Raw genomic sequence first — 13,801 nt, forward strand, 5'->3', positions numbered from 1 at the left:
AAGGAGCCGGCTCGTACGGAGTTCTCGTACGAAGGATTCGTACGGAGGGGGGCTCAGCCCGCGCGGCGGGCCAGGCCCAGGGCGTACTCCGGCCACCAGGCGCCGGCCTTGGGGCCGCCGCGGCACGGCCCGTCGGACTCCCCGGGGCGCTTGACCCACAGGAAGGCGTCGGCCAGGTCGTCGCCGGTGCGCGTCGTCGGCGGCTCGCCGAGCGCCCGCCCCGGCGGGTTGCACCACACCTGGTCGGGCGCCCCGGACAGCGGGCCGTTGCCGTTGCGGCTGGTGTCGATGACGAAGTGGGCGTCGTCGAGGAGGCCCGACAGCCGGCGGCCGTAGGCGATCTGCTCGTCGGTGCGCTGGAAGTTGGAGGTGTTGAGCGCGAAGCCGTCGGCCTCGCCGACGCCGGCCTTCCACAGGGCGCGGGCCAGGTTCTCGGGGTCGGCGATCCAGGCGGAGTTGCCGGCGTCGAGGTAGACCTTGACGCCCGGGTGCTGCTTGAGCCGGTCGATGGCGGCGGAGATCAGCCGGTAGCGCTCCTCGTGCAGCTCCGGCGGGGTGCAGCCGTCGACGATGTGCGGGACGGCGTCCGGCTCCAGGATCACCAGTGCCTTCGCGTCCCCGATGCCGTCGGCGAAGGAGCCGATCCACCGCTCGTACGCGGCGGCGTCGGGGGCGCCGCCCGCGGAGTGCTGGCCGCAGTCGCGGTGCGGGATGTTGTACGCCACGAGCACGGCGGTACGGCCGCCGGACGCGGCGCCGCGGACGGCCGTGCGCACGTCGGCGGCGGGGTCGTGGGCGCTGGGCCACTCGGCGACGGGCCGGCTCGCGATCCGCTCCAGCAGCGCGGCGTCCTCGGCCCGCCCCTGCTGCTCGTACGCGCGCACCTGGCGGGCGGCGGGGGAGCCGGGGTCCACCCAGAACGGCGACTTCGCCGCCGAGGCCGCCCGCGCGCGCTCGCCGCCCCGCGGCCCGGTCCCGTCCCCGTCGCCGCCCCCGGAGGAGCAGCCGAGGAGGACCCCGAGGAGCAGGAGGCTGATGAGCGTACGGATCCGCGCCGACATGCACTTCTCCCGCGGGAGGCGATCGAACAGAACGTGTCGATCGTGACATGAGCGGATCTTTCCGAGCGGAACGCCGCGCCCGCGCGCCCGGCGCCGCGGGCCGGAGGCGTCCGGATGGGCGTCAGCCGCCCGCGGCCAGCGCGACGCCGAGCGGCGTGCGCTCGTACAGCACCCGGTGGCGCTCGCGGTGCGAGGTCAGCAGGCCCGCCGCCTTCAGCACGGACAGGTGCGCGGAGACCGACGAGGGGGCCAGCCCCAGGCGGCGGGCCAGCGCGGAGGTGGACGCCGGCTCGACGAGCGCGGCCAGGACGGTGGCGCGGCCGGCGCCGAGCAGCCGCGCCAGCGTCTGAGCCGCCTCGGGGCCGGTGTCCGACCACAGGGCGCCGACGCCGCGGGCGGGGTAGATGACGGTGGGCTGCCAGGGCGGCTGGAAGCCGGTCACCACGTCGGGCCAGACGAAGGCGCTGGGCATCAGCAGCAGGCCGTCGCCGCCGAGGTCGCGCTCGTAGCGCTGGGAGCCCTTCGTCCGTACGGTCAGCAGCCCGTCCTGGTACGACAGCCGCCGGTGCAGCAGCGCGAACAGCTCGCCGAGGCCCGCGGACGCCAACTGCCGGGCGCGGAAGTCGATGTCCGCCTCCAGCAGGTCGTGCAGCCGCGGCCAGTACGGCTCGACCAGCGCGTGCCAGGCGCGCTCCGTGACGTCCGCCATCAGCTCGATCGCGGCGGCCGGGTCGTCGAGCAGCTTGCGGCCGAGCGGGGACTCGGCGGCGCCGGGCAGGGTGCTGAACGACAGGGTCATCTCCGCGTGCGCCAGCTCGGGGTCGGTGGCGCGCAACCGGGCGAGGCCGTCGGCCACCGAGGTGTACGCCGCCTGCGGCGGGCCGCCGAGGAAGTCCGGGGTGTAGCCGGGGCCGTTCGGCATGAAGATCCACAGCAGTTCGAGGTCCAGCCCGGCGGCGGCCTCGCCGAGCCGGCTCAGCCACGGGCGGTGGTAGCCGTGCCGCTCGGTGCGGCGCAGCGTCCGTATCGCCTCGTGGGTCTCGAAGACCGGGGAGATCGCGAAGCGGCAGCGCAGCAGGTCGTCGGGGCCGAAGCGCATGTACACCGGCACGGCGGCCCCCCTCGCTCGCTCACTGATTCGGCTGCTGCCGAAAGACTACGGGCCGGCGCCGACAGGGGCCACGCTCCGGTGATGAGCGACACCACAGCCCCGGACGGCACGGCCGCGCCCGTGCCCGCGGCCCTGCCGTCCGGCCCTGCCCCCGCCGGCGCCGCTGCCCCCGCCGGCGCCGACCCGCGCGCCCGCTACGCCGACGTCTTCCGCGTCCGCGAGTTCCGCTTCGTCTTCGCCGCCCACGTCATGTCGATCACCGGCGAGGTCGTCGCGGCCATCGCGCTGACCGTCCTGGTCTACGACCGCACCGGCTCCCCGCTGCTGAGCGCGCTCACCCTCGGCGTCGGCCTGCTGCCGTACCTCGTCGGCGGCACCCTGCTGTCCTCGATCGCCGACCGCCTGCCCGCCCGCCGGGTGCTGGTGACCTGCGACCTGCTCGCCGCCGTCTGCTTCGCGGTGATGGTGCTCCCGGGGATGCCCGTCGCCGTGCTGCTGGCGCTGCGCTGCGTCGCGGGCGTCATCTCGCCGGTCTTCACCGGCACCCGGATCGCCACGCTCGCCGACATCCTCGGCACCGGCGACCGGTTCGTCCTCGGCCGCTCCGTCATCCGGCTCACCGCGCAGGCGGCGCAGCTCGTCGGCTTCGCCCTCGGCGGGCTGCTGGCGGCGTTCTCCCCGCGCGCGACGCTGACGCTGACCGCGTTGGGGATGCTCGGCTCGGCGCTGGTGCTGCGCTTCGGCACCCGCGCCCGCCCGGCACGTACCGCGGCGGCCGGCCGGGCCGCGCCGGGCCGCACGAGCACCGTCGGCGCGTCGCTCGCCGCCGCCGGCACCTTCCTGCGCGACCGCCGTATCCGCGCGCTGCTGCTGCTCACCTGGATCCCGCCGACCTTCGTCGTCGCCCCCGAGGCCCTGGCCGCCGCGTACGCCGACGAACTCGGCATCGGCGCCCTCGGGCTCGGCCTGCTCATGACCGGCATGCCGATCGGCGCGGTCACCAGCGAGATCCTCGCCGGCTCGCTGCTGGGCCCCCGCGGCCGGGAGCGGATCGTCTTCCCGGTGGCGGTGCTGTGCACGGTCCCGGCGATCGGCTTCGTGACGCACCCCTCCTTCGGCTGGGCGCTGCCGCTGCTGGTGCTGACCGGCTTCGGCATCTCGTACTCGCTCGGCCTCGACCAGTGGTTCGTCGCCGCCGTGCCCGAGGAGATGCGCGGCCGGGCGATGACGCTCCAGACCGCGGGGCTGATGACGCTCCAGGGCGTGGGCATGGCGGGCGCGGGCGCGGTCGCGGAGTTCGTGCCGGTGCACGTGGCCGTCGCCGCGGTCGGCGTGACGGGCTCGCTGTGCTCGCTGCTGGTCTGCCTGGAGGTGCGCAGGACCCGACCGAAGGGTGAGACCGGGCTGACCGCGAAATGACCGGGCGGTAGGGTCGGCGACGTGCCGAAGCCGTTGAGCCTGTCGTTCGACCCCATCGCGCGCGCCGACGAACTGTGGCGCCAGCGCTGGGGAGCCGTGCCCGCCGTCGGGGCGATCACCTCGGTGATGCGCGCCCACCAGATCCTGCTGGGGCAGGTCGATGCCGTCGTCAAGCCGTACGGGCTGACCTTCGCGCGCTACGAGGCCCTGGTGCTGCTCACCTTCTCCAAGGCGGGCGAGCTGGCGATGTCCAAGCTCGGCGAGCGGCTGATGGTGCACCCGACGTCGGTGACCAACACCGTCGACCGGCTGGTCAGGTCCGGCTACGTGGCCAAGCGGCCCAACCCCAACGACGGCCGCGGCACCCTCGCGTCGATCACGGACCGGGGCCGCGAGGTCGTCGAGCAGGCGACGCGCGACCTGATGGCGATGGACTTCGGGCTCAGCGCGTACGACGAGGACGAGTGCGCGGAGATCTTCTCCCTGCTCCGTCCGCTGCGGATAGCGGCGGGCGACTTCGAGCAGTAGCCGGCGCGCGCAGCGGCCCCTCGGCCGCTACGCCTCGGCCTCCGCCACCGCGGGGTCGCCGTCGCGGACGACCAGCGGGGCGACCTCCCGGGTGAGCCTGCGCTCGACGAAGAACGCGGCGGTCGGCACCGTCCCCGCGAGCAGCACCCAGATCAGCCTGCCGACCGGGAGCTTCGCCTTGGAGCCGAGGTCGAAGGCGCACACCAGGTAGACGATGTACAGCCAGCCGTGCGCGATGCTCACGACCTTCGTGAAGCCGTCCGCGCCGGAGAGGTCCAGGGCGTACTTGCCGATCATGCCGAGGGTCAGCAGAACCAGGAGCACGCCGGTCACGTACGCCATCGTGCGGTAGCGGGTGAGGACGCTCTTCTTCATGACACCGAGCCTAGACCCCGCGCGGAACCCGCCGTGACCGCCCCCACTCCCGGCCCGCGCATGCCACGGCGGGGGCGGCGGCATGCGACACTTAGTAGGACGTCCTATTAAGTGCGCCGCGCGATCCGCGCGCACAGAGAGGCGGTACGCATGGACGCTGCGGCCATGGAGGAAGGCCGGCGCCGCTGGCAGGCGCGTTACGACGCGGCCCGCAAGCGCGAGGCGGACTACACCACGCTCTCGGGCGACGACGTCGAGCCGGTCTACGGCCCGCGCCCCGGGGACGTCTACGAGGGCTTCGAGCGCATCGGCTGGCCCGGCGAGTTCCCGTACACCCGCGGCCTGTACGCCACCGGCTACCGCGGCCGTACGTGGACCATCCGCCAGTTCGCCGGCTTCGGCAACGCCGAGCAGACCAACGAGCGCTACAAGCTCATCCTCGGCGCCGGCGGCGGCGGTCTGTCCGTCGCGTTCGACATGCCCACCCTCATGGGCCGCGACTCCGACGACCCGCACGCGCTGGGCGAGGTCGGGCACTGCGGCGTGGCCATCGACTCCGCCGCCGACATGGAGGTGCTCTTCCGCGGCATCCCGCTGGGCGACATCACCACCTCGATGACGATCAGCGGCCCCGCCGTCCCCGTCTTCTGCATGTACCTGGTCGCCGCCGAGCGCCAGGGCGTCGACCCCGGCGTGCTCAACGGCACCCTCCAGACGGACATCTTCAAGGAGTACATCGCGCAGAAGGAGTGGCTCTTCCAGCCCGAGCCGCACCTGCGCCTCATCGGCGACCTGATGGAGTACTGCGCCGAGCGCATCCCGGCGTACAAGCCGCTGTCCGTCTCCGGCTACCACATCCGCGAGGCCGGCTCGACGGCCGCGCAGGAGCTGGCGTACACCCTTGCCGACGGCTTCGGATACGTGGAGCTGGGCCTGTCCCGCGGCCTCGACGTCGATGCCTTCGCCCCCGGCCTGTCCTTCTTCTTCGACGCCCACGTCGACTTCTTCGAGGAGATCGCCAAGTTCCGCGCCGCGCGCCGCATCTGGGCCCGCTGGCTGCGCGACGTGTACGGCGCGCGCACCGAGAAGGCGCAGTGGCTGCGCTTCCACACCCAGACCGCGGGCGTGTCCCTGACCGCCCAGCAGCCGTACAACAACGTGGTGCGCACCGCCGTCGAGGCGCTGGCCGCGGTCCTCGGCGGCACCAACTCGCTGCACACCAACGCCCTGGACGAGACCCTGGCGCTGCCCAGCGAGCGGGCCGCGGAGATCGCGCTGCGCACCCAGCAGGTGCTGATGGAGGAGACGGGAGTCGCGAACGTCGCCGACCCCCTCGGCGGCTCCTGGTACGTCGAGCAGCTCACCGACCGGATCGAGGCCGACGCCGAGAAGATCTTCGAGCAGATCCGCGAGCGCGGCCGGCGCGCCCACCCGGACGGGCAGCACCCGGTCGGGCCGATCACGTCGGGGATCCTGCGCGGCATCGAGGACGGCTGGTTCACCGGCGAGATCGCCGAGTCCGCCTTCCGCTACCAGCGGTCGCTGGAGAAGGGCGACAAGAAGATCGTCGGCGTCAACTGCCACACCGGCTCCGTCACCGGCGACCTGGAGATCCTGCGGGTCAGCCACGAGGTGGAGCGCGAGCAGGTGCGCGAGCTGGCCGCCCGCAAGGACGCCCGCGACGACGCGCGGGTGCGCGCCGCGCTGGCCGCGATGCTCACCGCGGCCCGGGACGGCGGCAACATGATCGAGCCGATGCTCGCCGCGGTACGGGCCGAGGCGACGCTCGGCGAGATCTGCGACGCCCTGCGCGACGAGTGGGGCGTCTACACCGAGCCGGCCTCCTTCTGACCCGTACGCGCGAGGGCTCGTCCGCTACGCGCGCGGGGGAGCGGGGTCACACGACGAGGACGGTTTTGCCGCGCGTGTGGCCCTTCTCCCAGTCCCGGATCGCCTCGGCGGCGTCGGCCAGCGCGTATCTGCGGCCGACGACCGGGCTGATCGCACCGGACTCCAGCAGGGCGCGCACCTCCTCGACGTCCCCTGGCCGGGGGCGCACGTAGGGCGCCTTCACCTTCCGGGCGGAGAACAGGGAGCGCACCGAGCCGCCGAGCGAGCGCCGCAGGTCGCCGACCCACCTGCCGCCGCCCTCGCCGCCGACCAGGACGATCGTGCCGCGCGGGGCGAGGACGCGGCGCAGCGAGGCCAGCGGGCGGTTGCCGGCGGTGTCGAGCACGAGGTCGTAGCGGGCGGTGCCGGCGGTGACGTCCCGCTCGGTGTAGTCGACGACGTGGTCCGCGCCCAGCGAGCGGACCAGTTCGGTCTTGTCGGTGCCGCACACCCCGGTGACCTCGGCCTCCCGCGCCTTGGCGAGCTGCACGGCGAACGTGCCCACGCCGCCGCCTGCGCCGAGCACCAGGACGTGCCCGCCGGCCCGCAGCCCGCCCGCGTCGACGAGGGCGCGCAGCGCGGTGATCGCGGAGGTGGGCACGGCCGCGGCCGCGTCGAAGTCCACGTCCGCCGGCTTGGCCGCGAACATCTCCGCGGCGCCGCGGCAGTACTCCGCGAAGGTCCCGCCGCTGCCGACGCCGAACACGTCGTCGCCCGGCGCGAAGCGGGTGACGCCCGCGCCGACCGCCGCGACGGTCCCGGCGGCGTCCCAGCCGCGCACCCGGTCCTTCGGCCTGCGCAGGCCGAAGCCCATCAGGCGCATCAGATACGGCAGCCCGGTCATCAGGTGCCACACGCTGGGGTCGAGGCCGGCGGCCCGTACCCGTACGACGATCTCGCCCGCACCCGGTTCCGGCCGTTCGACCTCGGCCTGCCGCAGCACCCCGGCCGGGCCGTAGCGGTCCTGGACGATCGCCTTCATGGACCCCTCCTTGAGGTGGGGTGCCAGCATCCCGCCCCGGGCGCGGCCGGGACAGGCCCGAAGGGCCTATTGCGCGGACCCGCCCGCGCTGCCCGGGTCCGTCAGGGCGGCCAGGCCCCGGGTCAGCAGGGTGGCGAGCGCCGTCGCCCACGCCGCGGTCACCGGCTCCGCGCTGACCAGCAGCCGGTGCAGCACGGCGCCGGCGATCACGTCGAAGACCATGTCCGCGTTGCGGTCCGCCGTGGCGGCGTCCGGCTCCGCCGGCAACTCCCCGCGCGCCTGCGCGCGTTCGCGGCCCCGGAGCACCAGGTGCTTCTGCCGGTCCACGATCGCGCCGCGGATCCGCTCGCGCAGCGCGGCGTCCTGTGTCGACTCCGCCAGCACCGCCATCAGCGCGCCGCGCGTCCGCGGCTCCCGGAGCAGCGCGGCGAACTGGAGCACCACGTCCTCCACGTCCCGCGCCAGGCTGCCGTGGTCCGGCAGCCGCAGCGAGTCGAAGAGGTCGGCGAGCGCGTCGAGGACGAGTTCGTTCTTGCCCGGCCAGCGCCGGTAGAGCGTGGTCTTCGCCACTCCGGCGCGGGCGGCCACGTCCCCGAGCGTCACCCGGGCCCAGCCCACCTCGGCGATCGCGGCCCGGGCGGCGTCCAGGATCGCCCGGTCCGCGGTCGCGCTGCGCGGGCGGCCCGCGCGGCGTACGGAGGGGGTCTCGTGGCTCATGAGCTGGACCTTATCCCTTCTCCGCGCCGACGCCTGTGGGTTACGCTACGAGGCGTAGCGTAAGTCACCCCCGAGCGGCCGGTGTCTTCTGCTGCACCTTCGAACCCGCCCGGAACGAACCCTTCCGGGCGGGTTCGCCGAGCCGTCGGCGGCCCGTCCGTTCAATGCGGCGCGCGAAGGGGGGAGGATAGAGCGTATGCAGCCACGCAACATGTCTATGAGCGGAGCGGTCGACCTGGCCGCGGTGAAGGCGGCCGCGGAGGCCAAGGAGAAGGCGGAGGCGGCGCGCGCCCAGGCCGCCCGCGACGGGGTGCCCGTACCGACCGCCGGTGCGCTGGTCATCGATGTCGACGAGGCCGGCTTCCAGCAGGACGTCCTCCAGCGCTCCACCGAGGTCCCGGTCGTCATCGACTTCTGGGCCGAGTGGTGCCAGCCGTGCAAGCAGCTCGGCCCGCTGCTGGAGCGGCTGGCGCAGGAGTACGCCGGGCGGTTCGTGCTGGCCAAGATCGACGTGGACGCGAACCAGATGCTGTTCCAGCAGTTCGGCGTCCAGTCCATCCCGGCGGTCTTCGCGGTCGTCGGCGGGCAGGCCATCCCGCTCTTCCAGGGTGCCGCCCCCGAGGCGCAGATCCGGCAGGTGCTGGACGAGCTGATCAAGGTCGCCGAGCAGCAGTTCGGCATCGTCGGGCAGCCGGCGGCCGGCGACGCCGCCGTGGCCGGCGGGGACGCCGAGGGCGCGGAGGAGGTGCCGGAGGAGCCGGTGGGTCCGTACGACAGCGCGCTGGCCGCGGCCGGTGACGCGCTGGACCGGGGCGACCTGGGCGGCGCGGTGCAGGCGTACCGGAACGTGCTGTCCGACGACCCGGGCAACGTGGAGGCGACGCTGGGTCTGGCGCAGGCGGAGCTGCTGCGGCGCGTGGAGGGGCTCGACCCCGCCGCCGTGCGCAAGGAGGCGGCGGACGACCCCGCGGACGTCGAGGCGCAGATCCGGGTCGCCGACCTCGACCTGGTCGGCGGGCACGTCGAGGACGCGTTCGGCCGGCTGGTCGACACGGTCGCGCGGACCGCGGGCGAGGACCGGCAGGCCGCGCGGGTGCGGCTGCTGGAGCTGTTCGAGGTCGTCGGCGGCGACGATCCGCGGGTGGTGGCGGGGCGGCAGGCGCTGGCCCGCGTGCTGTTCTGAGCAGAGGCCGACGTGGAGTGACAGCCCTGGCTGCTTTGCCAAGAATTTGCTGTGAGCAGGGCTGTTACTCGGAGTAACTGACGAACTGTCAGATGACCGTCTTTGTCATGCTTTCTCGTCGGGTACGTCCGCGATGAGCGGCGACCCAGGGTGCAGGATCCGGCCAATCCGGCCGGATCTGCGCCCCTCTCGCGTTACCCGTTGGTAACGAACCCCTTGTGCGCCCCCCTTCCGATGCACCACGATCGCCATCCGGACAGGGGGGTTCCCCGTTCCCGCACCCGACCCGGCGGAACGGAGCCTGTCCGGACAGGAGTCGCTCGGGGGTGAACGACCCCCCTTCGACGTAGCGCGTCCGCCGCCCGTAGACCGGACCCGCACCAGCCGCGCCCGCGTGCGCGTTGCGGATCCCCTCGCTCCCGAGGACCGGCCCACGGGTCCAGGACGTACGTCCGAGAAGGAGGCAAAGCATGGAGTCCCAGGCACGTGGTGGGACCAGGTGGAAGCGGTTCGCCGTGGTGATGGTGCCGAGCCTGGCGGCGACCGCCGCGATCGGCGTGGCGCTCGGCCAGGGCGCCCTGGCGGCGTCGTTCAGCGTGTCGGGCCAGGAGTTCAAGGTCACGGCCGACCGCCTGGAGGGCACCGGCTTCGTCCAGTACGGGGGTGTCGACAGCGGGCACGACCTCAACGGCGACGAGGCCGCCCGGCCGGTCGCGATCTCCGCGTTCAAGGACGCCGAGATCCAGGGCATGTGCCAGTCGGTCGTCACGCCCGACGTCCCGCTCATCGGCTCGATCAGCCTGGTTCTGAACGCGGGCGACGACGAGCCGGTGGAGGCCAAGAACCTCTACATCGACATCGCACAGCTCGACGCCGACGCGACGTTCGAGAACATCAACATCGGTGTCGCCGCCGGGTCCAGCACCAAGGGACCGGGCATCGGCAAGGGCGACAACGCGAACCCCAACGGGTTCGCGCAGGAGGCCGACAAGGCCATCCTCACCGACGTGAAGCAGACCGCATGGGCCACCAGCGCCGGCACCTTCAAGCTGAGCGGGCTCAGCATGAAGCTGCACAAGGGCGTCAAAGAGTGCTTCTGACCACGCACTCGGCCGGCGGGGAGGCGCGTACCGCTCCCCGCCGGCGCCCCTCTGACTGACCGTACTGCCGTACCGGGGAGCTGTATTCATGAGCGCCGAGTTGCCGGACCTGCTGCACCGTCTGAACGCCTGGCGGCTGCGATTCCGTGCCTGGCGCGGCTCCCGCCCGTTCTGGGCGGGCCTGCTGACCATCGCGGGCGGCGTGCCGATCGGCGCGCTGCCGTACTACAACATCAAGCTCGGCAACCTCAGCCTCCAGATGGCGACTCAGGCGGGGGCCGGCGGCCTGATCATCGGCGTGCTGCTGGTGACACTCGGCCTGACCATGTGGTTCCACTCCCTCGTCCGGGTGTTCGCGGGCGTCGCCTCCATCGTGCTCGCGCTGGTGTCGATTCCGGTGTCCAACTTCGGCGGCCTGCTGGTGGGATTCCTGCTGTCGATGGTCGGCGGCGCGCTGGCCGTCTCCTGGGCGCCGGGCGGGCCGGTGGCCGCCGAGGACGAGGACGCCGGGGACGCCTCCGGCGCGTCCGACGCCTCCGCGGGTGACCGGCGGGAGGGGAAGGGCGCCGCATCCGCGGAGAGAACGGGCGGACCCGACGACGACATCGGCGTGGACGTCCTGGAGGACATCAACGGCGGGAGGCACCGTGCTGCCGGGTGACCAGAGGAGGGCGGCGCGCGGCGGCCCGCGGCACGCGGCGCCGCGCAGGTCGCTGCTCGGCCGGGTGCCGGCGGGCAAGGCGATAGCCCTGGCCGCCATGCCCACCGCGGTCTTCCTGGGCCTGGGGCTCACGCCCCGGCCGGCGATCGCCGAGGACGATCCGGCCAACCGCTGGCGGCCGGGGCCGTGCGCGGAGCAGTCGGACGAGCCGAAGGGCGAGGAGAGCGGGGACGGCGCCGCCGCCGGGGACGGCGAGGAGCCGCCGGGCGCCGGGGAGTCGGCGGAGCCGGGCGACGGGCCGTCACCGAGTCCGTCGGCCACGGCGGACGGCTCGGCGTCAAAGCGGCCGGGCTCCGGTACGGGGTCGGGCGGCGGGTCCGACGGTGGCGGGTCCGATGGTGGGTCCGGCGGCGGGTCCGGTGCCGGCGGAGCGGAGGGTGGCGGCAAGGCGGAGCCGAGTCCTTCGCCGTCGGAGTCGCATCCCTGGTACGACCCGCTGGGCCTCGGCGACAAGCTGGGCGACCTCCTCGACCCGGACGAGCCCGAAGCCGGGCCCGAGCCCGGATCCGAGGGGTCCGGCGGCTCGGAGGACTCCGACTCCGGTGCCGGCACGGCCGGTTCGGGGTCGGACGGCGGTACGGGATCGGGGTCGGGGTCCGGCCCCGGCGCCGCGCCGGACGACGAGCGGGACGGGACCGAGAAGGCCATCCGCGACGCCGCCGACGAGGCCGGCGCCACCGTGGAAGAGCTGGACGACAAGGTCCGGGAGACGGCCGAGGACCCCGCCGACGAAAAGCAGGACACCGGCGACGACGCCGCCGCGGACGCCGGCGGCAAGGAGCCGTTCCCCTGCCCCACCGCCGACCCCGAGGCCCTCGCGGACGCCGAGCCGGAACCCGGGCTGCCGCTGCTGCCCGACGACCCCTGGCGGCTGGAGAGCACCAAGCTCACGCTCAAGGGGCTCAAGTACCACGGGATCGTCGAGGTGAAGACCTACAGCGGCGCGGTGAAGAAGGTGCTGAAGTACACCGCCGACGACGGGGTCGACATCCGCGACCTGCACCAGACCGTCGTCGGACCCGGCAGGCACACCTCGCACGTACGGGCCGACAAGGGCAGCACGTCCACGATCCGCAACGGCACCGTGACCATGTACACCGAGGAGCTGAAGGGCAGCCTCTTCGGGCTGATCCCGCTGACGTTCAGCCCCGAGAGCCCGCCGCCGCTGGACCTGCCGTTCGCCTTCTTCACCGACGTACAGGTGATCCAGGCCGGTCAGTTCGGCGGCACCCTCACCGTGCCGGGCCTGGAGAACACCATCGAGTAGCGCCGCCCGCGCCGCTCAGCGCTCGCCGCCCAGGTGGTGCACGCGGACCATGTTCGTGGTGCCCGGCACCCCGGGCGGCGACCCGGCGGTCATGACCATCGTGTCGCCCTCGTGGAAGCGGTTGAGCTTCAGCAGCTCCCCGTCCACCAGGTCCACCATCGCGTCGGTGTTGTCCACGTGCGGCACGAGCACCGGCTCCACGCCCCAGCTCAGGCAGAGCTGGTTGCGCGTGCTCTCGTCCGTGGTGAACGCCACGATCGGCTGGCACGCGCGGTAGCGCGAGAGCCGCCGCGCGGTGTCCCCGGACTGGGTGAACGCCGCCAGCGCCCGCGCGTCCAGGAAGTCCGCGATCTCACACGCAGCCCGGGCCACGGACCCGCCCTGCGTACGCGGCTTCTTGCCCGGCACCAGCGGCTGGAGCCCGCGCGACAGCAGCTCGTCCTCCGCCGCCACGACGATCCGCGCCATCGTCTTCACCGTCTCGATCGGGTACTTGCCGACCGACGACTCGGCGGACAGCATCACCGCGTCCGTACCGTCGAGGATCGCGTTGGCGACATCGGACGCCTCGGCGCGCGTCGGGCGCGAGGCGTGGATCATCGACTCCATCATCTGGGTCGCGACGATCACCGGCTTGGCGTTGCGGCGGCACATCTCGATCAGCCGCTTCTGCACCATCGGCACCCGCTCCAGCGGATACTCCACCGCCAGGTCGCCGCGGGCCACCATCACGCCGTCGAAGGCAAGGACGATCTCCTCCATGTGGTCGATCGCCTGCGGCTTCTCCACCTTGGCGATCACCGGCACCCGCCGCCCGGCCTCGTCCATGATCCGGTGCACGTCGCCGACGTCGCCGGCGTCGCGCACGAAGGACAGCGCGACCATGTCGCAGCCCATGCGCAGCGCGAAGCGCAGGTCGTCCACGTCCTTCTCGGAGAGCGCCGGCACGTTCACCGCCACGCCGGGCAGGTTGATGCCCTTGTGGTCGGAGACGACGCCGCCCTCGATGACCATCGTGCGCACCTCGGGGCCGCGCACCTCCAGCACCTCAAGGGCCACCGCGCCGTCGTTGACGAGGATCCGCTCGCCCGGCGAGACGTCGCTGGGCAGTCCCTTGTACGTGGTCCCGCAGATGGACCGGTCGCCGGCCACGTCCTCGGTGGTGATGGTGAACTCGTCGCCGCGCAGCAGCTCCACCGGGCCCTCGGCGAAGGTCTCCAGCCGGATCTTCGGGCCCTGGAGGTCGGCCAGCACGCCGATGGGCCGCCCGGTCTCCTCGGCGGCCTTGCGCAGCCGGTCGTAGCGCTCCTGGTGCTCGGCCTGGGTGCCGTGGCTCATGTTGAAGCGGGCCACGGACATGCCGGCCTCGATCAGCGCTTTGAGCTGCTCGAAGGAGTCGACGGCGGGACCCAGGGTGCAGACGATCTTCGCTCGGCGCATGGCGGCA

The 13,801-nt window shown here is 73.5% G+C and carries 13 protein-coding genes; 7 read left to right on the plus strand and 6 right to left on the minus strand.

The window, feature by feature from the left end:
* Positions 1-53 precede the first annotated feature (53 nt).
* Together QBL21_RS07810 and QBL21_RS07815 are read right to left on the minus strand one after the other, a co-directional pair.
* A complete protein-coding gene (locus QBL21_RS07810) occupies positions 54-1,061 on the minus strand; it encodes a glycoside hydrolase family 6 protein (protein ID WP_407561265.1) in 1,008 nt (335 codons plus the stop codon).
* A gap of 121 nt (positions 1,062-1,182) precedes the next feature.
* Positions 1,183-2,172 (minus strand): DUF5937 family protein, encoded by a 990-nt coding sequence (locus QBL21_RS07815; protein ID WP_407561267.1) that lies wholly within the window; start codon positions 2,170-2,172, stop codon positions 1,183-1,185.
* A gap of 81 nt (positions 2,173-2,253) precedes the next feature.
* On the opposite strand from QBL21_RS07815, the gene QBL21_RS07820 reads away from it, so the two are divergent.
* Positions 2,254-3,591, plus strand: a complete 1,338-nt coding sequence (locus tag QBL21_RS07820; RefSeq protein WP_407561268.1) for an MFS transporter — start codon at positions 2,254-2,256, stop codon at positions 3,589-3,591.
* A gap of 21 nt (positions 3,592-3,612) precedes the next feature.
* Positions 3,613-4,119 (plus strand): MarR family winged helix-turn-helix transcriptional regulator, encoded by a 507-nt coding sequence (locus QBL21_RS07825; RefSeq protein ID WP_407561269.1) that lies wholly within the window; start codon positions 3,613-3,615, stop codon positions 4,117-4,119.
* Between the two features lie 27 nt (positions 4,120-4,146).
* Here the strand turns inward: QBL21_RS07825 and QBL21_RS07830 are convergent, their stop codons facing one another.
* A complete protein-coding gene (locus QBL21_RS07830) occupies positions 4,147-4,494 on the minus strand; it encodes a DUF3817 domain-containing protein (protein ID WP_407561270.1) in 348 nt (115 codons plus the stop codon).
* A 150-nt stretch (positions 4,495-4,644) separates the two neighbouring features.
* Between QBL21_RS07830 and QBL21_RS07835 the strand changes: the two genes are divergently transcribed.
* Positions 4,645-6,345: a methylmalonyl-CoA mutase gene (locus tag QBL21_RS07835; RefSeq protein WP_407561272.1), complete on the plus strand. Its 1,701-nt coding sequence runs from the start codon at positions 4,645-4,647 to the stop codon at positions 6,343-6,345.
* Between the two features lie 46 nt (positions 6,346-6,391).
* Here QBL21_RS07835 and QBL21_RS07840 read toward each other — a convergent pair whose 3' ends face one another.
* Positions 6,392-7,366 carry an NAD(P)-dependent alcohol dehydrogenase gene (locus QBL21_RS07840; RefSeq protein WP_407561273.1) on the minus strand — a complete coding sequence of 325 codons (975 nt, stop codon included), beginning with the start codon at positions 7,364-7,366 and terminating at the stop codon, positions 6,392-6,394.
* Positions 7,367-7,432: 66 nt separating this feature from the next.
* Complete coding sequence (locus QBL21_RS07845; RefSeq protein WP_407561274.1) at positions 7,433-8,083, minus strand: TetR/AcrR family transcriptional regulator; 651 nt, start codon at positions 8,081-8,083, stop codon at positions 7,433-7,435.
* Positions 8,084-8,279: 196 nt separating this feature from the next.
* Between QBL21_RS07845 and QBL21_RS07850 the strand changes: the two genes are divergently transcribed.
* From QBL21_RS07850 to QBL21_RS07865, 4 genes are all read left to right on the plus strand, one after another.
* Positions 8,280-9,266, plus strand: coding sequence for a tetratricopeptide repeat protein (locus tag QBL21_RS07850; RefSeq protein ID WP_407561276.1), 987 nt, complete (start codon positions 8,280-8,282; stop codon positions 9,264-9,266).
* 470 nt (positions 9,267-9,736) lie between these two features.
* On the plus strand, positions 9,737-10,366 hold the full coding sequence (locus QBL21_RS07855; protein WP_407561277.1) for a DUF6230 family protein: 630 nt from the start codon (positions 9,737-9,739) through the stop codon (positions 10,364-10,366).
* An 88-nt stretch (positions 10,367-10,454) separates the two neighbouring features.
* Positions 10,455-11,027 (plus strand): DUF6114 domain-containing protein, encoded by a 573-nt coding sequence (locus tag QBL21_RS07860; RefSeq protein ID WP_407561278.1) that lies wholly within the window; start codon positions 10,455-10,457, stop codon positions 11,025-11,027.
* Entirely contained in the window at positions 11,014-12,354 is a 1,341-nt protein-coding gene (locus QBL21_RS07865; RefSeq protein WP_407561279.1) for a hypothetical protein, read from the plus strand. Before QBL21_RS07860 ends, QBL21_RS07865 begins: the two co-directional genes overlap by 14 nt.
* 15 nt (positions 12,355-12,369) lie before the next feature.
* Here QBL21_RS07865 and pyk read toward each other — a convergent pair whose 3' ends face one another.
* Positions 12,370-13,794: a pyruvate kinase gene (gene pyk, locus QBL21_RS07870; protein WP_407561280.1), complete on the minus strand. Its 1,425-nt coding sequence runs from the start codon at positions 13,792-13,794 to the stop codon at positions 12,370-12,372.
* Positions 13,795-13,801 lie beyond the last annotated feature (7 nt).

It is taken from the genome of Streptomyces sp. 184 (assembly GCF_045781775.1).
Taxonomy (GTDB): domain Bacteria; phylum Actinomycetota; class Actinomycetes; order Streptomycetales; family Streptomycetaceae; genus Streptomyces.